Source organism: Sphingopyxis sp., from assembly GCF_965279725.1.
In the GTDB taxonomy this organism is placed as follows: Bacteria; Pseudomonadota; Alphaproteobacteria; order Sphingomonadales; family Sphingomonadaceae; genus Sphingopyxis.
Genome location: NZ_CBDIIL010000001.1, coordinates 43034 through 65108 on the forward strand (window position 1 = coordinate 43034; position 22075 = coordinate 65108).

A 22075-nucleotide genomic window follows, 5' to 3' on the forward strand; every position below is an offset into this window, starting at 1 on the left:
ACTGAGAGGGCGGATGGATCCCCGATCAAGTCCGGAATGACGACAATATAGGTCAGCAATTGGTCGTTAGCAGCCAAACCCCTTCAAGCCGCCCATTCCGCCGGATCGTCATCCTCGCCAATCAGTGCTAGCCCATGTGCGATCGACGTCAGCTCGCCACCCGTCGCGATCCGCTCTGCCCCGAAACGCCGTTCGAACAGCGCGCTGATCGCGGGGATCAGCGACGATCCGCCGGTCAGGAACACGCGGTCGATATCCTCCGCCGCAACCCCTGCCCGCGCCAGCGCTATGTCCATCGCGGCTTCGATGCGGCGCAGGTCGTCGGCGATCCACTGTTCGAAATCGGCGCGGCGCACCTCGGCGGCGATCTCCACCCCTTCGCCGGTAAAACGAAACTCAGCCTGCTCATCGTCCGACAACGCGCGTTTGAGCCGCCCGACCGCATCGTAAAGCGGAAAGCCCTGCTCATGTTCGATCAGCGCGATCATCCGGCCGATCGGTTCGGGGTCGACCGCATCACGTTGCAGACGCTCTAGCTCAGCCAAGGTGCGGCGGTTGCGCATCAGCGCCAGCCGCGACCAGTCGGCGAAATCGGCGAAATAACCGCCCGGAATCTCGAGCAGCTTGTCGAACGAGCGATACAGGCCGCCCTTGCCGAGCAGCGGCAGCACCAGCCGGTCGACGATGCGGTAATCGAACCGGTCGCCCGCGATCCCGATCCCCGACGACGCCAGCGGCACACAGCGGCGGGGACTCCCGGGCGCCGCGACGCGGACGATCGAAAAGTCGGTCGTCCCGCCGCCGAAATCGGCGACCAGGATCGTCGCGGGTTCGGTCAGCCGCGCGGCATAGCTGTGCGCGGCGCCCAGCGGTTCATGCACATAAAAGATCTCGGTGCCAAAAGCCTCCAGCATCAGGTCATAGCGCTGGCGCGCCAGCACCGGGTCGGGCCGCGCCCCCGCATATTCGACCGGCCGCCCGACGATCACCCGCCGCGGCAGCACGTCGAGCCGCCCCCCGGCGTGCGCGACCAGCCGTTGCAGGAACAATCGTCCCATATCCTCGAACCGATAGGGCTTGTTGAAAATCAGCGCCCGTTCGAACGACGCGCTCGCGGCGACACTCTTGAACGACTGGACGAAACGGCTGTCGAGCGGCGACTGGAGATATTCGGCGATCGCCCACGGCCCCGCCTCGTGCGCGACCCCCTGCAACGCGCGTTCCTCTTCCCAGAAACACAGCGCCGACCGGAACACCGCGCCGGTTGCTTCGTCGCCCGCAAACTCGACCAGATCGGACCCACCCTGCCCATCGGTCAGCGCGACCACCGTATTGGTCGTCCCGAAATCGAGCCCGAGCGCGGTCGCCGTCGCGTTGCTGGTCATGGCGGATTCCTATGGGTTAGCGGGGGCGGCCCTATTGCACGCGGTGGGGCCACGGGCAAGGCAGTGGCCGTCCCGGGGAGCCGCCTCGCCGATCCTCCCCACCATCCCCCAACAGAAAAAGGGCGCTGCCATCGCTGGCCCCGCCCTTTTTCCGTGGATCCCGCCGACAGGCTGGGAAACGCAAATTACCTCGAAGCAAGCCGCAACGGGCTGGCCTTTGCCGCCCACTGGATGCTCTCGCTGCCGCCCATCGCGCGGATGAAGCAGGTCTGGCCGTGCGCCTTCAGTTCGTTGCACAGGCTCGTCGCATCGGCGCGCGTTGCCAGACCATTGACGGTCAGGCGATAGAAGGTGCGGCCCTTGACCGTCGCGGCGTGGCTCGACGCGGGGAAATTGGCTAGCATGGCGCTGCGCTTTTTCAAACCGCCCCATTTTTCCTTGGCAATGCCAAGGCTGTCATAGGCGCCCAGCTGGACTGCCCAGCCGGAGGGCTTTTTAGCGTTGAAGGCCATCGCCTTGGGGATCAGCACGGTGGCCAGTTCCAGCGCCTGCTGCTGTGCCGGACGAATGCGCCCCTCGTTCGCAACGCGCGGGGCGGCGCGATAGGGGGCGGCCTCGGCCAGAATGACCTCGCCCGCGGCCTGCGGCTGCGGCAATTCGGTGACCGGCACGACGCCATCGGCGGTGCGTTCAGGCATCGGCAGTTCAACACTGCGAATGGCGTTTCCGGCATCGGCCAAGACCGGCGGCGGCGGTGCATAGGCTGCAACCGGCGCCGGGTCAGCGCTCGCCAGTTCGGCGGCAGGGGCCGCTTCGGCCATCTGCGTCTCACCAAAATTGCTCAGCGCCAGCCGAACCGGCATCCCGGCGTCCTGCTGCGCCTTGGTGCCGATCAGGCTGGCGACGCGCAGCTGTGCGTTCGGCGATTCGGCCAGTTTCGACCATTCCATCATCCGCGCTTCCAGCTTGGCGGGCGACAGGTCTTGCGATGCCAGGATTTGCGCCTGCGCCCAGCGGCCCGACAGGGCAAAGGCGAGCGCCAGATTCTGCCGCGTCCGCGCGCCGGCGTCGGGCGCCCGCGCCGCATCGGTCAGCACATAGATCGCGCCCTCGCTATCGCCGGCCAACGCCAGCGCCAGCCCGATGTCCGACGCCGGTACCGTGTCGCGATGTGCCTGAAGCAGCGAAATCGCGTCGGCGCTCTTGCCCTGCGCAATCTGCGCCAGCGTCAGCGCGATGATCGTGTTGCTGTCGGTCGCGCCCAATTCCATCGCTTCGGTCAGTGCGGTGCTGGCCGAGGCAAAGCGGCCGTCGTTGAGGTAAGCCTGCCCCAGCAGCGCGCGATAATCGGCGTCGCGCGGGCTTGCAGCAACCGCGGTTTCGGCCAAGGCCACCGCCTTGCTGACCTTGCCAGCTTCGAGCGCGGCGCGCGCCTGGTCGGCCGATTTGGCGGCGACGGCGGGCGTGCCGGCAGCGCGTGACGGCGCATTGGCCATTGCGCCCATCCCGCTGCATCCGGTGGCGACGCTCAGGATAAAGCCCGAAACGGCGAGGTTCATCAGCATATTGCGGTTCATTACAGGGTCCCCCTTGGACTGGTTCAGCGCGGCATCGTCTGGCGCGTCGGACGCGCCGCCGGCAGGCGGCTCGCCATCGCGTCGATTTCGGGCAGCGTGGACAGATATTCGTCGAGCAGGTCGGTCAGGATCACCTGCGACGACCGGTTCGTCACCGCACTCGCGAGCCGCAGCCGCAGATGGCGTTCGGCGTCGAGCCGCAGCGTGAAGGCTGCCTTTTCGCGCGCACGGAGTGCACGCGGCGCTTTTTCCTTCGTCGGCTTCGGCACGGGACGCGCTTCGACCTTGCGCGCAACTGCGGCGACGCGGTCGATCAGCGATTCCTGCTGGCGGACGATTTCGGGAACTTCGTGCGTTTCAGCTTCAAAAGCATCGGCGCCAAAGTCTTCGGCCGCATAATCTTCGGCAACCGCATCGGTCAGTTCGTGGCCGACGCTGTCATCGACAGCATGTTCGGCCTCGACATTATGCGCCAGCACCGAACCGGTCAGCAAAGGCTTCAGGTCGAGCATCCGCGCCGGTTCGCCCGACTGATCGGGGTCGACGTCATAGCCCATGTCGTTCCACCCCAGGTCGTCATAACCGGTGGAATTGACGGGTGCGGGGCCACTGCCCAGCGGCTGGCGGCGCATGGCGGGACGCGCGCCGCCCTTGCGGGCCAGCAGTCCGGCGCTCAGCGATGCGAGAGGTTTGGGTTCGCCCATGGTTCCGATCCCTCCCGTCACTGGCCAGCGATGCGGCGGCCAAAGCCACCACCCATCGGGCGGACTGCGCCATAATTGCCCTGCGTCGGGATGGGCGCGGCAAAGATGGTGCGACGGAAATTCTTTTCGAGCCGGTCGCTCATATAGGTCCACAGCTGACGGATCTCTTCAGCCGAGCGGCCGTTCGGATCGACTTCCATCACCGTGCGGCCATCGATCATCGACGCGGCGTAATCGGTGCGGTGGTGCAGCGTAATCGGGGCGACCGTGCCGTGCTGCGACAGGGCAACCGCGGCTTCGCTGGTAATCTTGGCTTTGGGCGTCGCCCCATTGACGACGAACACCAGCGGCTTGCCGGCGCGTTCGCACAGATCGACGGTGGCGCCGACGGCGCGCAGATCGTGCGGGCTGGGACGCGTCGGGACGACGATCAGCTCGGCAACCGAAATCACGCTCTGGATCGCCATGGTGATCGCCGGCGGCGTATCGATGACCGCGAGTTTAAAACCCTGCTGGCGCAGGATTTCCAAGTCCGAAGCCAGCCGTGCAACGGTTGTCTGGGCAAAGGCCGGAAGATCGGTTTCGCGCTCGTTCCACCAGTCGGCAAGCGACCCCTGCGGATCGATATCGATCAGAACGACGGGTCCTGCCCCAGCAAGCTGAGCCTGTACCGCAAGATGCCCCGAGAGGGTCGTTTTACCCGACCCGCCCTTTTGTGAAGCCAATGCCAAAACGCGCACAGCTGTCCCCCTAAAAACCACGAATTGGCGGTGGAATGCCATGCAGGGCGCTAAAATTGAGTTAACGATGATAAAAAGAAGGTGAACAGCCTGCTCGCCATCATGGTTAACAAGGCTTAAACAGAGACTTGTGCCGAAATGGATCAGATATGGCGCAAGGCACAGGTTGCTAACGCGGTGTTAGCCAATTCAAGCTAAGAAACAGCTGGGGACTGCTGCGATGCACGTCATTGGAGAATAAGATGCGACCATTCCGCACCGCCGTTTCGCTGGGACTGCCGCTGATTGCGGCAACGATGTTGACCGCGCCCGCCCATGCCGACGTCAAGGACGGCGTCGATGCGTGGCAGCGGGGCGACTATCAGGGCGCCGTCGCCGAGTGGCGCCCCGCCGCGCTCGCCGGCGACGCCGATGCACAATTCAACCTGGGTCAGGCGTATAAACTTGGCCGCGGCGTCCCGACCGACCTGGCGCAGGCCGAAAGCTGGTATCGGCGCGCCGCCAAGCAAGGGCATTTGCAGGCCGAGGACAATCTCGGCCTTGTCCTCTTCACCGCCAACCGCCGCGATGAAGCGATGCCTTTCATCATCCGATCGGCCGAACGCGGCGAACCGCGGGCGCAATATGTCCTCGGCACCGCCTTTTTCAACGGCGATCTGGCCGCGCAGGACTGGCCGCGTGCCTATGCCCTGACCAAACGCGCCAGCGACGCCGGGCTCGGCATTGCCTCGGCGCGCCTGGCCCAGCTCGACGGCCTGATCCCGCTCGACCAGCGCCAGCGCGGTCTGGCGATGCTGCCCGAGATTGAAAAGAATGAAGCGCGCGCGCGCCTGTCGGCGGTCAACGCTGCGGCGCCGCCCGCGGCCAAACCCCAAGCACCCTCGCCGATCAAGACCGCCAGCCTGCCCCCCTCGACGCCCGGCACCAGCTATACGCCGCCGCCGGTCATTGCCACGCCTGCGCCGCCGCCCGCCGTCCGCCCGGTGGCGCAACCGATCCGCAGCGTCGATGTGCCGCCATCCCCCGCCGCCAGCGCCGCGGCGGCTGCGGCGGCACAGGCCACCGCCGACGCGCAAGCGGTCGCCGCGTCGAACGCGCAGCCCGGCACAACTTATACCGCACCGCCAGAAAGCGGCGAGTTGCCGCCGGCGCCGCCACCGGCAAAGCCAGCCAAGCCAAAGCCGCCCGCCAATAAAGATCCGATCACTGTCCTTGAAACGCCGACCCCCGCCCGCGCCGGCGGCGGCACCAGCCCGTGGCGCGCCCAGCTCGGCGCCTTCGGTGTCGAAGCCAATGCGCGAAACCTCTGGACGTCGCTCGGCAAGAAACACCCCGCCGTCGCCGAACGCCAGCCGATTTACCTCAAGACCGGCAAGGTCACCCGCCTTCAGACCGGCGGCTTCGCCAACAAAGGCGAAGCCAACAACTTCTGCGCCGCGCTCGCCAAAAGCGGACAGGCGTGTCTGGTCGTCGATAAATAAACGGAAAATCCTCCCTGTGACGAAGTCATGGGGGGGCCGCTCGCGAAGCGAGTGGTGGAGGGCCAGCGACGGCAGCGCTAAAGCCCCTCCGTCAGTCCTGCGGACTGCCACCTCCCCACGGCTTCGCCGCAGGGAGGATCGAAACGCACCTACTCCGCCTTCTCCGCCGCCAACCGCTTCGCCAGCGCCTGGCGCGACCGATCGGCATAGGCGCGGCACGCCCCCGGCTTGGCATTATACCGCCCCTCGCCCGCATTGTCGGGGTGCGCCGAAATCAGGATGTCGCATCTCAGCGCCTCCATCGTCCGATGACTTTGCGCAAAGCCCGCCACAAACGGCGCTCCCGCGGCGCTGCTGAACTTATACTCGTCGGAAGACACCGGATTCAGGCTCGACGCAAACACGACCACCTTACATGCCTTGCCCCCACCGTCATCGGCGCACGCCTGCCAGCTCCAGCTCATGCTGCCCATCGTGTGACCCGGCGTCGCATGCGCGGTGATCCCCACCTTGCCCAGCGTCAGCACCTCGCCATCCGCCATCACGCGCATCGGCGTGGTCACTGCTGGCCAGCTTCCGCCATAGGCCAGCTGCGGATCATCGGCAGCATGCTTGCCCAGTTGCAATCCCTCGGCCCCGCGCGCGCTCGCCACCACCGTCGCGCCGGTGTCGCGCGCCAGTGCGGCGAGCCCGCCAGCGTGGTCGAAATGCGGTTCGGTGCTCAGAATAAATTTGATGGCTTTGGGGTCGAACCCCAGCTTGCGGACATTGGCCAGGATCGCCGGCGCCGCCTGCGGCAGCGCGCCGTCGATCAGGACCAGCCCGTCGCCCGTGTCGATCAACGCGACGCTCAAGCCGCCGAAACCGACCAGATAGCTGTTACCATAGATTTTCTCGGGCAGCGCCGGCGCCAGCCATTCGGCCGATCGCGACGTCGTAATCGGTTGCGTCAACGGGTCGACCGGCGGGACCGGCGCTCCACTTGCTGCCGCGAGCCATACCAACAGGCTGATTGCTTCGAACATCCTCGTCTCCTTTCGCACCAGAATGCCAAGCCGGGACGCAGCCAACAAAGCATCATTTCTCGACAAAACCATGAGAATTTTTCATACATTTCGTCATCCCGGAATCGATCCGAGATTCAAAGCCATCGCCGCCGCATCGACCCCGGATCAAACCTGTCCTGAGCAGGTCGACGGGTCCGGGGTGACGAGGCGAAATAGGTCGAGATATACATGGACCGCGCCCAGCTGCCCCTCAACGCCCTGCGCGCTTTCGATGCCGCCGCGCGCCACCTCAACTTCACCCGCGCAGGGATCGAACTCCACGTCAGTCAGGGCGCGGTCAGCCATCAGGTCGCGCAGCTAGAGCGCCGCCTTGGCACCCGCCTGTTTCATCGCCTGCCGCGCGGGCTGGCGCTCACCGACGAGGGGCAGGCACTCGTCCCGGTGGTCGCCGACGCGTTCGACCGCGTTTCGGCAACGCTCGATCAATATGCCGGCGGTCATTTTCGCGAGGCGCTCAAGGTCGGCGTCGTCGGCACTTTCGCGACGGGTTGGCTGCTGCCCCGCCTCGACGCCTTCGCCCGCGCGCATCCGGCCATCGACCTGCGAATTTCAACCAACAACAACCGCGCAGACTTGGCGGGCGAGGCGCTCGACTACGCGATCCGTTTCGGCGACGGCGCGTGGCACGGCACCCATGCCGAGCCCTTGTTCGCCGCACCGCTGGCGCCGCTGTGCACTCCCGCGATCGCCGCCCGGCTCAAAACCCCCGCCGACCTGATCCCCGAACGCCTGCTCCGCTCATACCGCGCCGACGAATGGGCGCTGTGGTTCGGCGTCGCGGGCGTTCCCGCCCCCGTGCTGCGCGGCCCGATGTTCGACAGTTCGGCGCTGATGGTGTCGGCGGCGACCGCAGGGCTTGGCATCGCCCTCGCGCCGCCCGCGATGTTCAACCGCGAACTCGCGTCGGACCTGCTCGTCCAGCCCTTCGCGACGTCCATCGACGCCGGCCGCTACTGGCTCACCCGCCTGATGTCGCGAACGGAAAGTGACGCGATGATCGGCTTCAGGGATTGGCTGACCAACGAAATCGCGGGCGAAGTGCGGCCGACATGATTGCGTGAGTGATCGTCTGCTTAGGGGTGGGAAGCGGACATCTCGAATTTCGTCATTCCCGCGAAAGCGGGAACCCAGTTGCGACGCAGGCTCGCTGGGTTCCCGCTTTCGCGGGAATGACGAAGGGAGGACGCGGCAACGGTCACAATCGGTCGAAAGTCGCCATATCCCTTTTCCGTTCGTGTCGAGCGAAGTCGAGACACCCATCGACCGTGCGCCACGCCGAGGGGCATCTCGACTTCGCTCGATGCGAACGGGGTAGGTAGGGCGGCTAATGGTCGCTAGCTGCCATCTTACCCAAATTGGTAGCAGATGGCGGGAAAAGGGTGGCAAGCGAGTGGCCCGTCATTGAATGCGGCTTATAATCCAGTAAGCTTCGCGGCGATCAGGATCGTAAGCGCAAACATAATCCCGTTGAATGCGGCGCAAAACCAAAAGAGATAGGGATTTTCCGTGCGATGGCCTGCCAAGTAACCGACGCCTGGTGCTTCCATCGTCCCGGTATGAATGCCTACCCAAAGATAACGCCCAAAGAAGGCGCTGCAGGCAAGCACGACCGCCGTCTGCATTGTCACGCCCAGATCGCCAAAGTTGAAAACGGCAAGCGCTAGGGCGATGGCGAAAGCAGCGAGCAAGAGATAACGCATTATGGCTTTATGCCTAAATCGGCGAACGTCCGCAATTGGTCGAAACCGGCCTAGCGTTGCTTGGCCTTCCAAGCCCGCACCGCCGCCATCGTTTTCTCGATATGGGCCTGCGGTTTGCTGTCGGTATAGCTCAGCAGGATCGTGCCGTTCGGCGCGATAACGAACGACGTCCGGTTGGACAGCATTCTTCCGTCAGCAGCTCGGTTGGCGGTGTCATACTGCGCCGCGACCTTCGCGCCCGGATCGGCCGCGACCGCAAATTTGTCGCGGCACTCTGACTTGGAAAATTCGGCGACGCGCTCGATGTTGCCGGCGGTGACGCCGACGACGCGGGCGCCCAGCCGATTGAAGTCGGGGCTCGCTTCGGCAAAAAGATGGGCCTCGACGGTGCAGCCGGACGTAAAGGCAGCGGGGAAGAAATAGAGCACGACCGGCCCCTTCCTCAGCGTCTGTTTCAACGACAGACTGAAGGGCTTGCCGCCCTGCGCTGCATTCAACGTGAAGTCGGGCGCCTTGGCACCCTGTTGCAGCGCGGCGATGCTCTGCACTGGGAGCGCCACAAGCGACAGCCCAAGTCCAAGCGACATCGCAATTTTCATCAGCGTTTTCATCTGGCTCTCCGCCTCGAACAGCGGAAGGCTGCTCCGCCATAACAGCTTTACAGCTATATTCGCCGCTACGGAGAAAAATATGCCGGCGGATAGGCTGCGGTGCATGGCCGATGGAGCTCAGCCGCTTCCAATTGACCTCGCTTCCCGATCGGCGCAGCATCCGCCCATGACGCTCAACATCATCCCTAGCGGCCAGTCCTGCGGCGCCCACATCACCGGCATCGACCTCACCCGACCGCTCGCCCCAGACACCGTCGCTGCCATCCGCGCCGCCTGGCTCGACCATCATGTCCTCGCCTTCCCCCATCAAAAGATGAGCGACGACGATCTCGAACGCTTCACCCAATATTTCGGCAGTTTCGGCGACGATCCCTTCATCAAGCCCATCCCGGGCCGCAGCCACGTGATCGCGGTGAAGCGCCGCGCCGACGAAACGTCGCCGTTGTTCGCCGAAAACTGGCACAGCGACTGGAGCTTTCAGGCGCGGCCGCCTGCCGGCACCTGCCTGTTCGGGATCACCATTCCGCCCGTCGGCGGCAACACCGATTTCTCGAACCAGCATTCCGCGCTCGACGCGATGCCCGATGTGCTCCGGGCAAAGATCGAAGGCCGCAACGCGGTCCATAGCGCGCGCGGCGGCTATGCGCCGTCGGGCATGTACGGCACAGGTGACCCAAAGGGACCAGGCGGCCGCAGCATGGACATCAGGTCGGGCGACGAAGCGCTGGCAACCCAGACCCACCCCTTCATTCGCCAGCATCCCGAAACGGGCCGCGAGGGGCTGTTCGGCTGCGCTGGATATATCATGGGCATCGAGGGCATGGACGATGCCGAGGCGCTGCCATTTTTGTACGAACTGCTGCAATGGCAGGGGCGCGAAGAATTTCGCTACAGCCATGTCTGGGAACCAGACATGCTGATCCTGTGGGACAATCGATCGGTCCTGCACCGCGCCACCGGCGGCTACGACGGCCATGACCGCCTGCTCCACCGCACCACGATCGCGGCGTGGGAGGGTTAGGTTTTCGCCTCGCGCGACAGCGTACTCACCACACCCCACGCGATCAGCGCCTGCCCGCCGAAATACAGCGGCCAGACCAGCCACATCGTGACGTCCTTCGACAACGCCCCGCCCTCTCCGGCAAAGATGAACAGGTCGCTGGAGAGGAAGGCCATCGCGCCGATGCCGGTGCGATAACGCGGAAAGCGGCTGGTCCATGCGGTTGCGGCCATGATCGCGACGCCGCCGGTATAGGCGATCGCCGCGCCCATCAGCGCCGCCTCCGCACCGTGCGTCAGCCCCCATGCGATCACCAGCGCCGATGGCACCAGCACCCACGCCAGCAGTGTCTGCGATCCCGTCAGGCTAGGCCGCCGGTTGCGCAGATACAGGATGATCGCGATCAGGTGCCCGGTCGCGAACGCGGCAGCGCCTGCCAGCATCCCGACCGCATCGAGCAGCCAGTCGCCCAGCGCGCCGAACGCCAAGACCGCGGCGATCAGCTTGCCATCGGTGCCGCGGGCATTGGCGGCGGCCCAGATCGCCAGCAAACCGACCCCCGACGTCTTCCACGCCCAGATCGCTGGCCCATCAAGCCGCAGATACACCGCGGCGAAAAAGCTGATCCCACCGACGAGTGCTGCCAGCCACACCACGCGCGCGCGATCCCAACGCAGTTCCTCGGTCATTTTCCGCCCCTTTGCTTCTGGCCCGCAACATGTCAGAGGCTCCCCAGCCCCTTTGGTCCATCGCCGCCCTAACGCGGTGGGGACTGTGCGCAAGTCAATGGAAACGGTAAATGACGGAATATGACGTTCATATCATCGGCGGCGGCCTCGCCGGGTCCGAAGCCGCATGGCAACTCGCCGAAGCGGGCTTTCGCGTCCGCCTGTCCGAAATGCGCGGCGGCGGCGACATGACCCCAGCGCATCAGGGCGACACGCTCGCAGAGATGGTGTGCTCGAACAGCTTTCGCAGCGATGATGGCGACAGCAACGCCGTCGGCCTGCTCCACCGTGAAATGCGCACCCTCGGCTCGATCATCATGCGCGAGGCCGATGTCCACAAGGTGCCTGCGGGATCAGCGCTCGCGGTCGATCGCGACCTGTTTTCAGGCGGCGTCACCCGCGCGCTCGAAAATCACCCCAATGTTAACATCGTCCGCGAACGCATCGACACGCTGCCCAGCGCAGGCCTGACGATCGTCGCCACCGGCCCGCTGACCGCCGCCAGCCTGGCGTCCAGCATCGGCGCCGCGACCGGCAAGGACGCGCTCGCCTTCTTCGACGCCATCGCGCCGATCGTCTATCGCGACAGCGTCGACATGGACATCGCGTGGATGGCCAGTCGCTGGGACAAGGTAGGGCCGATCGGCGACGGCAAGGACTATATCAACTGCCCGATGGACAAGGATCAATATCACGCGTTCGTCCAGGGTCTGGTCGACGGCGACAAGACCGAGTTCAAGGAGTGGGAAACCAACACCCCCTATTTCGAAGGCTGCATGCCGATCGAAGTGATGGCCGAACGCGGTCCCGAAACCTTGCGCTTTGGCCCGATGAAGGGCGTCGGCCTCGACAATCCCCGCACCGGGCGCTGGCCCTATGCGGTGGTCCAGCTGCGCCAGGACAATGCGCTCGGGACGCTGTGGAACATGGTCGGTTTCCAGACCAAGCTGAAACATGCCGCGCAGGTCGAACTGTTCCGCACCATCCCCGGCCTCGAAAAGGCCGAGTTCGCGCGTCTCGGCGGGCTCCATCGTAACAGCTTCATTCGCTCGCCCGAATTGCTCGATGCGCAGCTCCGCCTCAAATCAGCGCCGCATATCCGCTTCGCCGGACAGATCACCGGCTGCGAAGGCTATGTCGAAAGCGCCGCCATCGGCCTGATCGCGGCGCGCTTTGCCGCCGCCGAACTCGCCGGCCGCGATCTGGCGCCGCCGCCGGGCGATACCGCGCTGGGCGCTTTGCTCGGCCATATCACCGGCGGCGCCGACGCCGCGAGCTATCAGCCGATGAACGTCAATTTCGGTCTCTTCCCGCCGCTCGCCGAGGATGTGCGAAAGAAGGATCGCAAGCTCGGCTACACCGCGCGGGCGGGTGCATCACTGGCGGAGTGGATGAAGGTCGCCGACGGCATCGCGGCATAATTCCCGTCGTTGCTAGCGAAGCGAAGCGATCTCCAGCTATCGACCTTGTTCAAGGATGATCGCTGGAGATTGCTGCGTGGCTGCGCTCCTCGCAATGACCGGTCGGGTCAACAATTGCACTTCGGCTTCACCGCCCGTTTCGGCGCCGTCGTCGCGAACTCGCTCCGCGTCAAATCGCCCGATTTGTCGCCATCGGCGCCGACAAAGCGCTGCCCGGTCGCCGCCGCCCATTCCTCGAATGTCAGCAAATTATTGCCGTCCTTGTCGAGCTTGCGGAACGCTGCGGTGCGCGACGACATCAGCTCGACTCGGCTGATCCGGTCGTTGCGGTCGCGATCAAAGCGGTTGAAACGCCGCTCTTCGCGCGAAGCTTCCTTTGCCGCCGGCAAGGCGGGCGGCGCCGGGCCGCGCTTGGGGGCATTGGCGCCGACTTCGGGGATCGCGGGCAGGCCCGGCGGCGGCTCCGGCAACACCTCTTCCTCGGCGATCTGGGTGTACCCCGCCCACATAAACAGGCCGCCGGTCAGCAGCAGGGCGCTCGCGACGCCACCAATCAGAAAACGGGAAATAGCCATCCGCGCCCCTCCACCATCGCTTTATGCGACTGGCTATCATGGCACGCCCGATGCCAGCAACAGACGTCACCAAAACGGTGACGAATATTTATCGACGCGATTGTTCAAAAGCCCCGTCATCATTGCTATATCCGATCAATGCAAAATTACTTCCCGACGCTGAAACAGATGCAATATCTCGTCGCGCTGCACGAACATGGCCATTTCGGCCGCGCTGCCGATGCCTGCAACGTCACCCAATCGACGCTTTCGGCGGGAATTCGCGAGCTCGAAACCTTGCTCGGCCAGACGCTGGTCGAGCGCACCCGCCGCGTCGTGCGCTTCACCGGTCTCGGCAACGCCATCGTAGAAAAGGCCCACCGCGTTCTGCGTGAGGCCGAAGAACTGGCTGACATGGCCGCCGCCGCGGCGGCACCGCTGGTGGGCGAACTCAGGATGAGCGTCATCCCGACGATCGCCCCCTTCCTGCTTCCCGGAATGTTGCGCCTGCTGCGCAAAGAGCGCCCGGCGCTCAAGCTGTTCCTGCGCGAAGAGCCCAGCGCACAAGCATGCGAATCGCTGCATCACGGCACCGTCGACTGCGTCCTGCTTGCCCTCCCCTATGGCTGCGGTGACGTGGAGAGCGAGGAATTATTCGACGACGCGCTGTTCGTTGCCTTTCCCGGCGACCAGTCCGAAGACTTGCCCGCGATGGTCAGCGCCGACCAGCTCGATCCGGCGCAGATGCTGATGCTCGAGGATGGCCATTGTTTGAAGGACCACGCCCTCGCCGCCTGCAACCGCCCCGAACTGCGCGCCGGGGGCGCGGATGATGGGGACGTCGCTGCACACGCTGGTCCAGATGGTGGACAATGGCCTGGGCATCACGAGTGCTGCCGGCAGATGGCAATCGAAGCCGGCATCCTCGACCATACTGACATCGACACGCGGCCGCTCGATTCGGATCATGACTGGCGGACGATCGCACTGGTGTGGCGCAAGGGCAGCCCGCGGGCCGACGAGTTCAAGATGCTGGCGGATATTTTTCGCAAGCATCGGGCGGGTTGAAAACATTCCCATTCCCCGTTCGTGTCGAGCGAAGTCGAGACACCCCTCGTTAGCGCACGGCCTCCCGGTGTCTCGACTTCGCTCGACACGAACGGAAATAAAGGGTCAATCCCACCGCTCCGCGCGCGCGCCGTCCCCCTCGCGCGGCTCGACCCACGCCACTCGCCCATCGGCAAACGTCTCGCGCTTCCACAGCATCACGTCGGTCTTTAACCGGTCGATCAGAAACTCGCACGCCGCCAGCGCCTCGCTGCGGTGCGGGCTGCTTGCGAGCACGAGCACGATCGTTTCGCCCGGCGCCATCGCGCCGACGCGGTGGATCAATGTCAGCGCCGACAGCTGCCAGCGATCGACCGCAGCATGTGCCAGATCCGCCAGACCCGCTTCGGTCATCGCCGGATGATGGTCGAGGAAGAGTTCGGTCAGGTCGCCCTCGCCGCGCACCCGCCCGATGAAACTGGCGCTCGCCCCGTGGCCGCCTGCATCGTGGAGGTCGAGTTCGGTCGAAATGTCGATCGCCTCGGGCTGGACCGCAACGCGGATCATCCGCCGGTCACCGGCGGGAACAACGCGACCTCTTTCGCCCCAGCGAGCGGCGCGTCGGGGCCCATCATTACGCCGTCGATCGCGGCGCGGATGCGGTGCGGCTCGGCAAAGGCCAGCGCGCCGGGGACGTCGCGCGCGGCCAGCCAGGCCAGCAGCGCGGCCAGATCGACAACATCGGCGGGAATTTCGACCACCTCGTCGGCGACACCCATTCGCTCACGCACCCAGGCGAAATAGGAGATAGTCAGCGCCATGCGCGCTCAATCCATATGCTTCAGGCCGACGCGCAGATAATCCCAGCCGGTAATCACCGTCAGCACCGCGGCGCCCCACAACGAGACGAGCCCGATCGTCTTCACCCACATGATCGCGGGCAGAGCGCCAGCCAGGATCAGCGCGCCGAACGATACGAGCTGAAAGGCCGTTTTCCACTTGGCCAGCTGGGTAACCGGCATCGACACCTGCAACGTCGCCAGAAACTCGCGCAGCCCCGACACGATGATCTCGCGCAACAGGATCATCAGCGCCGCAATGACATGATAACCGGTGATGTCGCGGGTAAAGACCAGAAGCAGGATGACCGCCGCAATCATGATCTTGTCGGCAATGGGATCAAGGAAAGCGCCGAGCCGCGACACGATTCCGCGCGAGCGTGCAACATAACCGTCAAAATAATCGGTAATGCCCATCAGGCAGTAAAGGACAAAGGCGAGCGCATAGTCGACCGGTTTCGGCTGGTGCGATCCTTCGACCACCCCGGGCCACAGCAGGAACAACAGAATGGGCACCGCCAGGATGCGCGACAATGTCAGGATGTTCGGAAGACTGAGCATGATCCCTGATTCCCGCCGATGCGGCGCGCTAGTTCCAAAATGGGCTTTGACCCTGCCTGCCCTAACCGATAAGCCCCCCACGCGACAACAATATTGCCGTGATGTTCCGGCGTTGTCCGATTGTCAGGCTGCAAAAGTGGATTTTCAATGACCGGTTCCTTTGCGCTGATGAAGCAACGCCGGTTCCTGCCCTTGTTCGCGACGCAGTTCCTCAACGCCTTCAACGACAATTTCTACAAGATGACGATGGTCATCCTCGTCACCTTCACCATCTACAAGGATCCCGAGACCGAGGCGTGGTTCAATGCCTTGGCCGGCGGCCTGTTCATCCTGCCCTTCTTCCTCTTTTCGGCGCTCGCGGGACAACTCGCCGACAGCACCGACAAGACAAAGATGATCCGTCTGATCAAGACCGCCGAGATCGCGATCATGATCGTCGGATCAGTCGGCATCTGGTTCCACAATGTGCCGCTGATGCTGCTGGGCCTGTTCGCAATGGGCGTCCATTCGACTTTTTTTGGGCCGATCAAATATGCCATCCTGCCGCAGCATCTGAAGGATGACGAGGTTCTTGCCGGCACTGGCTGGGTCGAGGCGGGAACCTATATCGCCATCCTCGGCGGCACGATCGTCGGGGGCCTGACGCCGCCGCATATCGCGATTCCCGGGATCATTACGGTTGCGATCATCGGCCGACTGACTGCCAACTATGTTCCGTCGGCTCCGCCTGAGACCGAAGCCAACGGGTTGGTCATTGATTTCAATGTCTTTCGCTCGTCATGGCGGCTGGTCAATTCGACGATGCATATCCCGCGGCTGTTCCTCGCGATCGTGTCGATCAGTTTTTTCTGGGCGATCGGCGCTATTCTGGCCGCGCAATTCCCTCCGCTCGTCAAAAATGCGCTCGGCGGTGACAATACCGTCGCGACGATGTTCACCGCGATCTTCTCCGTTGGCGTCGCGATCGGCTCGATCGTCGTCAACAGGCTGCTGAGGGGTCATGTTTCGGCCCGCTTTTCGCCGGGATCGGTGATTGTCATGGGCCTGTTCGTGCTCGACTTGTGGTGGTCGGTCACCCATTGGGTTCACGCCGACGGCGTCCTGATGAACTGGCGCGCATTCCTGTCGCTGACCGCAGGCGATCGCATCATTATCGATCTGCTCGGCATCGCGATCGCGGGCGGCATGTTCGTCGTCCCGCTCTATGCCTTTCTGACCACCACCGTCGCCAAGTCACAGACGGCGCGCACCATCGCCGCGAACAACATCGTCAATTCGGGCTTCATGGTCGCTGCCGCGCTGTTGCTCAGCGTGCTGATCGGCATGGGTCTGACCATCGGCGATACGCTGCTGATGGTCGCGGTCATGTGTCTGCTATCTGCCGTGTTGGCGTGGAAGCTTCATAAAGCCTGCGATTAGATCAAAAACATCATCGTCGCGGTAAAGAAAACCGCGAAACTCTGCAAAAACAACCGCAGGTCGCTGCCCGCAAAGATCGAGACCGGTTCGCGATGCGCCGCGATCGCGCTGCGCAATTCGCCCTGCCAGTCGACGGGCGCGCTCAGCCGCGCGATCGTCAGCTGGCGCGCGCCATGTGCCTGAATACGGCGACGAATATCGATATGATCCGAGTCCATACCCGCAAACTATGCCGGTCTTAACGACTTGGTAAGGTTAAAAGATCGTTAACATACGGCCCGTGTCAAATCGGCACAGCGACTAGCCTTTCGGGATGGGCCGCACCCGCACCGGCCGGGGGTCGCGCGCGCCAACCTGAAACGGCTTGCACCGTTGTGGCCGCATCCGCGGTCCTAGACACAACCGTACTTCGTCGAGCCAGCCCTGCCGGTCGATCGACACCGCGATCATAGGTTCGGAAATCCCGGAGTTGGCAGCGGCAAAGGCGCGGCGGATGCTGCCGGCGGTTTGGGGTGTCGCCGCCAACGCCCGCATACCGGGAAAGCGAACCGCCCGGAACAATATCTCGGCCGATCGGAAATAGGCCGCCGGATGCGGGCTCATGCAGGTGCCATGTTTGGCCCATTCATGCTGGAGCAGCTGCGCTGACGGCGTCATGCACAGATGCTGGCGCAGCACCGGTTGCGGAACAATCTTAGCCGGGCGGCACCATTGCGGATAACCCGGCGTGTCGGTTTCCGGCCACAGCCCGTGAAGCACCCAGCCGAATCGGCCGTTCTCGCCCGAGCATTGAAAGCGATCGCGCGCATCGCGCGGATTGCGGACATCGGCGCAATGTTGCGGCGACCAGCTTAGGCTAAGCAGGTACCCCGTCGTCGGCGGTTTGCGCACCGGTTCGCCGCGCTTGGGCTGTTCGAGGCGCGGCACCGAAATCCGGTCGGGTATCTTGCAGACCAAAGCCTGCCCCTGAAACCGCAGTCAGCGCGAGGAGCAGGCCTAGTGCAGCGACGCTAGACCAGCGCAAAGTCGAGCCCGACGTCCGCGGCCGGCGCCGATTGCGTCAGCCGTCCGACTGAAACAAAGGTCACGCCCGTTTCGCCGATCGCGCGGATCGTGTCGAGCCGGACCCCGCCCGACGCCTCGGTCGGTACCTGACCACCGACGATAGCGACACATTCGCGCAGCTCGTCCAGCGTCATATTGTCGAGCAGCAGGTGCGTGGCCCCCGCCCCTAGCGCCGGGACGACCTGTGCCACACGATCGACCTCGACGATGATGCTGGCGATCCCGGCGGCGACGGCGCGGCGCACCGCTTCCTCGACCGAGCCCGCCACTGCGACATGATTGTCCTTGATCATCGCGGCATCCCACAAACCCATGCGATGATTGGTCGCGCCGCCCATCCGCGTCGCATATTTCTCCAGCACCCGCAGCCCGGGGATCGTCTTGCGCGTATCGAGGAGCGTCGCGCCGGTTCCCGCCAGCGCGTCGACATATTGGCGCGTCATCGTCGCGATGCCCGACAGATGCTGAACCGTGTTGAGCGCCGATCGCTCGGCAGTCAGCATCGCCCGCGCGTTGCCCGACAGGCGCATCAGGTCACTGCCGGGCACAACCTGCGCGCCTTCCTCGACCAGTATCTCGATCTCCATGGCAGGTTCGAGCGCGCGAAAGAAAACTTCGGCGATCGGCAATCCAGCAACGGTGATCGCATCGCGGCTGTCCATCGTCCCGCCAAAGCGCGCATTCCGCCGGGATCGTCGCCATCGACGTGATATCGCCCCCCGCTCCCAGATCTTCGGCCAAGGTGGCGCGAACAAAGGCATCGAGGTCGAAATCGGGCAGGGAAAAATCGGTCATGCGCCTGCGATAATGGGCGGCACCAGCAAATCAACTTGACGTTTACGTCAACTAGCGCTGACATGCACGCTACGCGGCACTTTCGCCAACATCCGGAGGCCCCATGCAATCCCCCATCTGCGCGATGCTCGGCATCGAATTCCCCCTGCTCGCCTTCTCGCACTGCCGCGATGTCGTGGTCGCGGTATCCAAGGCTGGCGGCATGGGCGTCTTCGGCGCCGCATCGCTGCCGCCCGAACGGCTGGAAGAGGAGCTGGCATGGATAGACGCACACATTGGCGGGCGTCCCTATGGCGTCGACCTGATCGTCCCGAACAGCTTTGCCGGCAAAGGTGAAGAGAAAGCCGCTTCGCCTCCGATTCCCGATGCGCATAAGGCGTTCATTGCGGGCCTGCTCCAAAAGCATGGCGTCGACGACAGCGACCTGTCGCTGTCCGGCGCGGCGCGCAGCAGCCTGGGCGACAATATGAGCGACGACGGCGCTGCACGCCTGCTCGAGGTCGCGTTTCGCCATCCCATCGCCTTGATCGCCAACGCACTTGGCGTACCGCCGCCGTTGATGCTCGAACTCGGCAAACGCCATAATGTCCCGGTCGCAGCGCTGGTCGGCACCCGCGACCATGCGCTGGCACAGGTGCGCGCGGGCGTGGACATTCTGGTCGTTGCGGGCGGCGAAGCTGGCGGCCATTGCGGCGAGGTTGCGACGATGGTGCTGGTTCCCGAGGTTGCGGCCGCTGTCGAGGCCGTCGGCGCGACCACGCCGATCCTTGCCGCAGGCGGTATCGTCACCGGGCGCCAGATGGCCGCAGCGATGGCGATGGGCGCGCACGGCGCTTGGACCGGATCGGTCTGGCTAACGACTGCCGAAGCCGAGACCAATCCGGTGGTGAAGGAAAAGATGCTGCTCGCCAGTTCGCGCGACACGGTGCGCTCGAAAAGCCGAACCGGCAAACCTTCGCGCCAGCTCCGCTCGCCCTGGACCGACGCCTGGGAGGCCGAGGGCGCGCCGAAACCGCTGCCGATGCCAATGCAATCGCTGGTCAGCGAACCGCCGCTGCGCAAGGTCGATAAGTTGGCTGAAGGCGGTCATGAAGGCGCCAAGGCGTTGGCGACCTATTGGGTTGGCCAAGGCGTCGGGCTGATGAACGAAGCCATGGGGGCCGGTCAGGTCGTTCAAGAGTTCAAACAGGACTGGGTAGCCGCTTGCGAACGGCTGAACGGATTTATCAGCGAATAGACAAAAAAATCCCCGCCGAAGCGGGGATTTTCAGATCAGCTAACCGTCGCCTTGACGATCTTGCCGGGTTCGCGCGGCGGCTCGCCCTTGGGCAGCGCGTCGACATTTTCCATGCCTTCGATCACTTCGCCCCACGCGGTGTACTGATTGTCAAGGAAGCGCGCGTCGTCGAAGCAGATGAAGAACTGGCTGTTCGCGCTGTTCGGATTCTGCGAGCGCGCCATCGAACAGACGCCGCGGACGTGCGGCTGGGCATTGAATTCCTGCGGCAGGTCGGGCAGCGGGCTGCCGCCCATGCCGGTGCCGGTCGGATCGCCGCCCTGCGCCATAAATCCTGGGATCACGCGGTGGAAAACGACGTCGTCGTAAAAGCCGTCGTTTGCCAGCTGGGTAATGCGTTCGACATGCAGCGGCGCAAGGTCGGGACGCAGGCGGATGACGACATCGCCGGTCGATAGCGAAAGGGTGAGGGTCTGGTCGGTCATGATCGGCTCCTGTGGAAAATAATGGCGGTGCCATAGCGAGGCACGCCGCCAAAGCCACGCATTAATTGCCGCCAGCGCGTTCGCGGCGTTGCCATGTGGCGGCACCGGGCCTAGGGAAAGGCACGGCCCACGGGCTGATTGCCGGCACAGACAGGGAGGACCGCGCGATGGATAAACGCGAAGATTCCCACTCCCCCGAAGACATGGTCTTCACCGATGACCGCGACCGCGAAGCCGCCCCGCGCGAAACCGACACCGAGCTGGACGCGGACGATCGGCTGAAGCCCGAATTCGTTCGCGACGTCATCGAACTGGCAGAGGCCGGCGAAGGCGAAGCCGCGCGCGAGCGCATCGGCCGCCTGCATCCCGCCGACATCGCCGATCTGTTCGAACTCGCGCGCAGCGACGAGCGCCCGATGCTCGCCGCGGTGCTGGGCAACATGCTTTCCGCCGACGTTCTGGCGGAAATGAATGATTATGTTCGCGAAGAGCTGATCGACCTGCTCGCGCCGGAGCAAGTGGCCGAACTCGCCGCTGAACTCGATACCGACGATGCCGTCGCGATCATCGAGGACATGGAGGCCGACGAACAGCAGGCCGTGCTCGACGCGATGGAGCCCGAAGATCGCGCCGCGATCGAGGACGCCCTGTCGTTCCCCGAGGAATCTGCCGGCCGCCTGATGCAGCGCGACCTTGTCGCGGTCCCCGAGCACGTGACCGTCGGCGACGTGATCGACCGGCTGCGCGAAGATACCGCGCTGACCAGCGATTTCTGGGAAATCTTTGTCGTCGATCCGATGCACCGCCCGGTCGGTTCTTGCCAGCTTAGCTGGATATTGCGCACCCCGCGTGACATCGCGATCAGCGATGTAATGAAACGCGAGCAAACGCTGATTCCGGTCGACATGGATCAGGAAGAGGTTGCGCTGCGCTTTCAGAAATATGCGCTGATCTCGGCAGCGGTCATCGATCGTGGCGGCCGTCTCGTCGGCATGATCACGGTCGATGACATCGTCCACATCATTCAGGAAGAAGCGGGCGAGGATATCCTGCGCTTGTCTGGCGCCGGTGATGGCGACATCAACGAGCCGATCCGCGAAACCTATAGCGCGCGGGTCCGCTGGCTGATCGCGAATTTGGGTACCGCGCTGCTTGCCTCGTCGATCGTCGGTTTTTTTGGTGGCGCGATTGAACATATGGTCGCGCTTGCGGCACTGATGCCGATCGTCGCCGGGGTCGGCGGCAATGCCGGAACCCAGACGCTCGCCGTGACGGTGCGCGCGCTCGCGATGAACCAGCTCACCGATTCGAACAGCTGGCGCGCGATCCTGCGCGAAATGAAGATTGCGCTGCTGAACGGTGGTACGATTGCGTTGATCGCAGGTTGCGCGACCGCACTATGGTTCGCCAATCCGCAACTCGGCGCAGTGATCGCTGCCGCTATGGTGGTGAATATTTTCGTCGCGGGGGTCGCCGGGGTTGCGATCCCGTTGCTGCTTGACCGGCTCGATCAGGATCCAGCGGTCGCGAGCTCGATTTTTGTCACCATGACCACCGATTCCATGGGCTTTCTGGCCTTCCTCGGGCTCGCAGTGCTCAGCGGCCTTACCACTATGAGCTAATCAAGCTTTTGGAATTGCAAACAGATTTCGGCATCTG

Annotated in this window: 22 protein-coding genes and 2 pseudogenes; 8 read left to right on the forward strand and 16 right to left on the reverse strand. The window is 64.2% G+C overall.

Annotated elements, in window-relative coordinates; genetic code table 11:
- Window positions 1-83 precede the first annotated feature (83 nt).
- The 4 genes from ACQY6T_RS00175 to ACQY6T_RS00190 form a co-directional block, all read right to left on the reverse strand.
- On the reverse strand, window positions 84-1385 hold the full coding sequence (locus ACQY6T_RS00175; protein WP_428627063.1) for an Hsp70 family protein: 1302 nt from the start codon (window positions 1383-1385) through the stop codon (window positions 84-86).
- 185 nt (window positions 1386-1570) lie between these two features.
- Window positions 1571-2962 (reverse strand): SPOR domain-containing protein, encoded by a 1392-nt coding sequence (locus tag ACQY6T_RS00180; protein ID WP_428627066.1) that lies wholly within the window; start codon window positions 2960-2962, stop codon window positions 1571-1573.
- A gap of 23 nt (window positions 2963-2985) precedes the next feature.
- Window positions 2986-3666, reverse strand: coding sequence for a hypothetical protein (locus ACQY6T_RS00185; protein WP_428627069.1), 681 nt, complete (start codon window positions 3664-3666; stop codon window positions 2986-2988).
- A 17-nt stretch (window positions 3667-3683) separates the two neighbouring features.
- A complete protein-coding gene (locus ACQY6T_RS00190; protein WP_088443538.1) occupies window positions 3684-4406 on the reverse strand; it encodes a ParA family protein in 723 nt (240 codons plus the stop codon).
- Between the two features lie 242 nt (window positions 4407-4648).
- Here ACQY6T_RS00190 and ACQY6T_RS00195 point away from each other — a divergent pair, with 242 nt between their 5' ends.
- Entirely contained in the window at window positions 4649-5887 is a 1239-nt protein-coding gene (locus tag ACQY6T_RS00195; RefSeq protein WP_428627073.1) for an SPOR domain-containing protein, read from the forward strand.
- Window positions 5888-6036: 149 nt separating this feature from the next.
- On the opposite strand, the gene bla is transcribed toward ACQY6T_RS00195, so the two are convergent.
- Window positions 6037-6912: a subclass B3 metallo-beta-lactamase gene (gene bla, locus ACQY6T_RS00200; protein ID WP_428627076.1), complete on the reverse strand. Its 876-nt coding sequence runs from the start codon at window positions 6910-6912 to the stop codon at window positions 6037-6039.
- A 210-nt stretch (window positions 6913-7122) separates the two neighbouring features.
- Here bla and ACQY6T_RS00205 point away from each other — a divergent pair, with 210 nt between their 5' ends.
- Window positions 7123-8007, forward strand: coding sequence for a LysR substrate-binding domain-containing protein (locus ACQY6T_RS00205; RefSeq protein WP_428627079.1), 885 nt, complete (start codon window positions 7123-7125; stop codon window positions 8005-8007).
- Between the two features lie 359 nt (window positions 8008-8366).
- Here ACQY6T_RS00205 and ACQY6T_RS00210 read toward each other — a convergent pair whose 3' ends face one another.
- Together ACQY6T_RS00210 and ACQY6T_RS00215 are read right to left on the reverse strand one after the other, a co-directional pair.
- On the reverse strand, window positions 8367-8654 hold the full coding sequence (locus tag ACQY6T_RS00210; protein WP_428627082.1) for a hypothetical protein: 288 nt from the start codon (window positions 8652-8654) through the stop codon (window positions 8367-8369).
- Window positions 8655-8704: 50 nt separating this feature from the next.
- Window positions 8705-9265, reverse strand: a complete 561-nt coding sequence (locus tag ACQY6T_RS00215) for a peroxiredoxin (RefSeq protein ID WP_428627085.1) — start codon at window positions 9263-9265, stop codon at window positions 8705-8707.
- Window positions 9266-9431: 166 nt separating this feature from the next.
- Between ACQY6T_RS00215 and ACQY6T_RS00220 the strand changes: the two genes are divergently transcribed.
- Window positions 9432-10286: a TauD/TfdA dioxygenase family protein gene (locus ACQY6T_RS00220; RefSeq protein ID WP_428627088.1), complete on the forward strand. Its 855-nt coding sequence runs from the start codon at window positions 9432-9434 to the stop codon at window positions 10284-10286.
- Here ACQY6T_RS00220 and ACQY6T_RS00225 read toward each other — a convergent pair.
- Window positions 10283-10954, reverse strand: coding sequence for a lysoplasmalogenase (locus ACQY6T_RS00225; RefSeq protein WP_428627091.1), 672 nt, complete (start codon window positions 10952-10954; stop codon window positions 10283-10285). The genes ACQY6T_RS00220 and ACQY6T_RS00225 overlap by 4 nt on opposite strands.
- A 110-nt stretch (window positions 10955-11064) precedes the next feature.
- Between ACQY6T_RS00225 and trmFO the strand changes: the two genes are divergently transcribed.
- A complete protein-coding gene (trmFO, locus tag ACQY6T_RS00230) occupies window positions 11065-12414 on the forward strand; it encodes a methylenetetrahydrofolate--tRNA-(uracil(54)-C(5))-methyltransferase (FADH(2)-oxidizing) TrmFO (protein ID WP_428627094.1) in 1350 nt (449 codons plus the stop codon).
- A 107-nt stretch (window positions 12415-12521) separates the two neighbouring features.
- Here trmFO and ACQY6T_RS00235 read toward each other — a convergent pair whose 3' ends face one another.
- Window positions 12522-12989 carry an EF-hand domain-containing protein gene (locus ACQY6T_RS00235; RefSeq protein ID WP_428627096.1) on the reverse strand — a complete coding sequence of 156 codons (468 nt, stop codon included), beginning with the start codon at window positions 12987-12989 and terminating at the stop codon, window positions 12522-12524.
- A gap of 138 nt (window positions 12990-13127) precedes the next feature.
- Here ACQY6T_RS00235 and ACQY6T_RS00240 point away from each other — a divergent pair.
- Window positions 13128-14036: pseudogene (locus ACQY6T_RS00240) on the forward strand (hydrogen peroxide-inducible genes activator).
- Window positions 14037-14141: 105 nt separating this feature from the next.
- Here the strand turns inward: ACQY6T_RS00240 and ACQY6T_RS00245 are convergent.
- The 3 genes from ACQY6T_RS00245 to pgsA are packed head-to-tail and all read right to left on the reverse strand — an operon-like array spanning window position 14142 to window position 15415.
- Window positions 14142-14582 (reverse strand): molybdenum cofactor biosynthesis protein MoaE, encoded by a 441-nt coding sequence (locus tag ACQY6T_RS00245; protein WP_428627098.1) that lies wholly within the window; start codon window positions 14580-14582, stop codon window positions 14142-14144.
- A complete protein-coding gene (locus ACQY6T_RS00250) occupies window positions 14579-14836 on the reverse strand; it encodes a MoaD/ThiS family protein (RefSeq protein WP_428627099.1) in 258 nt (85 codons plus the stop codon). The genes ACQY6T_RS00245 and ACQY6T_RS00250 overlap by 4 nt, the downstream gene beginning before the upstream one ends.
- Before the next feature lie 6 nt (window positions 14837-14842).
- Window positions 14843-15415, reverse strand: coding sequence for a CDP-diacylglycerol--glycerol-3-phosphate 3-phosphatidyltransferase (pgsA, locus tag ACQY6T_RS00255; RefSeq protein ID WP_428627100.1), 573 nt, complete (start codon window positions 15413-15415; stop codon window positions 14843-14845).
- 147 nt (window positions 15416-15562) lie between these two features.
- Between pgsA and ACQY6T_RS00260 the strand changes: the two genes are divergently transcribed.
- Window positions 15563-16834 (forward strand): MFS transporter, encoded by a 1272-nt coding sequence (locus ACQY6T_RS00260; RefSeq protein WP_428627102.1) that lies wholly within the window; start codon window positions 15563-15565, stop codon window positions 16832-16834.
- Here the strand turns inward: ACQY6T_RS00260 and ACQY6T_RS00265 are convergent.
- The 3 genes and pseudogenes from ACQY6T_RS00265 to nadC all read right to left on the reverse strand — a co-directional run bounded on the left by ACQY6T_RS00265 (window position 16831) and on the right by nadC (window position 18694).
- The gene (locus ACQY6T_RS00265; RefSeq protein ID WP_428627104.1) at window positions 16831-17052 is read right to left on the reverse strand and encodes a hypothetical protein; all 222 of its coding nucleotides are present in this window, start codon (window positions 17050-17052) and stop codon (window positions 16831-16833) included. The two genes, ACQY6T_RS00260 and ACQY6T_RS00265, sit on opposite strands and share 4 nt — an antisense overlap.
- A gap of 82 nt (window positions 17053-17134) precedes the next feature.
- Window positions 17135-17791 (reverse strand): ribonuclease T2 family protein, encoded by a 657-nt coding sequence (locus tag ACQY6T_RS00270; protein ID WP_428627105.1) that lies wholly within the window; start codon window positions 17789-17791, stop codon window positions 17135-17137.
- A 53-nt stretch (window positions 17792-17844) separates the two neighbouring features.
- Window positions 17845-18694 (reverse strand): annotated as a pseudogene (gene nadC, locus ACQY6T_RS00275) (carboxylating nicotinate-nucleotide diphosphorylase).
- A gap of 103 nt (window positions 18695-18797) precedes the next feature.
- On the opposite strand from nadC, the gene ACQY6T_RS00280 reads away from it, so the two are divergent.
- The gene (locus ACQY6T_RS00280) at window positions 18798-19931 is read left to right on the forward strand and encodes an NAD(P)H-dependent flavin oxidoreductase (protein WP_428627107.1); all 1134 of its coding nucleotides are present in this window, start codon (window positions 18798-18800) and stop codon (window positions 19929-19931) included.
- A 35-nt stretch (window positions 19932-19966) separates the two neighbouring features.
- On the opposite strand, the gene ACQY6T_RS00285 is transcribed toward ACQY6T_RS00280, so the two are convergent.
- Window positions 19967-20416: a peptidylprolyl isomerase gene (locus tag ACQY6T_RS00285; RefSeq protein WP_428627110.1), complete on the reverse strand. Its 450-nt coding sequence runs from the start codon at window positions 20414-20416 to the stop codon at window positions 19967-19969.
- Between the two features lie 167 nt (window positions 20417-20583).
- On the opposite strand from ACQY6T_RS00285, the gene mgtE reads away from it, so the two are divergent.
- Window positions 20584-22038: a magnesium transporter gene (gene mgtE, locus ACQY6T_RS00290; protein ID WP_428627113.1), complete on the forward strand. Its 1455-nt coding sequence runs from the start codon at window positions 20584-20586 to the stop codon at window positions 22036-22038.
- Window positions 22039-22075 lie beyond the last annotated feature (37 nt).

Coding starts and splice junctions, on each gene's coding strand:
- ACQY6T_RS00175 (WP_428627063.1), bottom strand. CDS start 1,385: ATGACCAGCAACGCGACGGCGACCGCGCTCGGGCTCGATTTCGGGACG.
- ACQY6T_RS00180 (WP_428627066.1), bottom strand. CDS start 2,962: ATGAACCGCAATATGCTGATGAACCTCGCCGTTTCGGGCTTTATCCTG.
- ACQY6T_RS00185 (WP_428627069.1), bottom strand. CDS start 3,666: ATGGGCGAACCCAAACCTCTCGCATCGCTGAGCGCCGGACTGCTGGCC.
- ACQY6T_RS00195 (WP_428627073.1), top strand. CDS start 4,649: ATGCGACCATTCCGCACCGCCGTTTCGCTGGGACTGCCGCTGATTGCG.
- bla (WP_428627076.1), bottom strand. CDS start 6,912: ATGTTCGAAGCAATCAGCCTGTTGGTATGGCTCGCGGCAGCAAGTGGA.
- ACQY6T_RS00205 (WP_428627079.1), top strand. CDS start 7,123: ATGGACCGCGCCCAGCTGCCCCTCAACGCCCTGCGCGCTTTCGATGCC.
- ACQY6T_RS00210 (WP_428627082.1), bottom strand. CDS start 8,654: ATGCGTTATCTCTTGCTCGCTGCTTTCGCCATCGCCCTAGCGCTTGCC.
- ACQY6T_RS00215 (WP_428627085.1), bottom strand. CDS start 9,265: ATGAAAACGCTGATGAAAATTGCGATGTCGCTTGGACTTGGGCTGTCG.
- ACQY6T_RS00220 (WP_428627088.1), top strand. CDS start 9,432: ATGACGCTCAACATCATCCCTAGCGGCCAGTCCTGCGGCGCCCACATC.
- ACQY6T_RS00225 (WP_428627091.1), bottom strand. CDS start 10,954: ATGACCGAGGAACTGCGTTGGGATCGCGCGCGCGTGGTGTGGCTGGCA.
- trmFO (WP_428627094.1), top strand. CDS start 11,065: ATGACGGAATATGACGTTCATATCATCGGCGGCGGCCTCGCCGGGTCC.
- ACQY6T_RS00235 (WP_428627096.1), bottom strand. CDS start 12,989: ATGGCTATTTCCCGTTTTCTGATTGGTGGCGTCGCGAGCGCCCTGCTG.
- ACQY6T_RS00245 (WP_428627098.1), bottom strand. CDS start 14,582: ATGATCCGCGTTGCGGTCCAGCCCGAGGCGATCGACATTTCGACCGAA.
- ACQY6T_RS00250 (WP_428627099.1), bottom strand. CDS start 14,836: ATGGCGCTGACTATCTCCTATTTCGCCTGGGTGCGTGAGCGAATGGGT.
- pgsA (WP_428627100.1), bottom strand. CDS start 15,415: ATGCTCAGTCTTCCGAACATCCTGACATTGTCGCGCATCCTGGCGGTG.
- ACQY6T_RS00260 (WP_428627102.1), top strand. CDS start 15,563: ATGACCGGTTCCTTTGCGCTGATGAAGCAACGCCGGTTCCTGCCCTTG.
- ACQY6T_RS00265 (WP_428627104.1), bottom strand. CDS start 17,052: ATGGACTCGGATCATATCGATATTCGTCGCCGTATTCAGGCACATGGC.
- ACQY6T_RS00280 (WP_428627107.1), top strand. CDS start 18,798: ATGCAATCCCCCATCTGCGCGATGCTCGGCATCGAATTCCCCCTGCTC.
- ACQY6T_RS00285 (WP_428627110.1), bottom strand. CDS start 20,416: ATGACCGACCAGACCCTCACCCTTTCGCTATCGACCGGCGATGTCGTC.
- mgtE (WP_428627113.1), top strand. CDS start 20,584: ATGGATAAACGCGAAGATTCCCACTCCCCCGAAGACATGGTCTTCACC.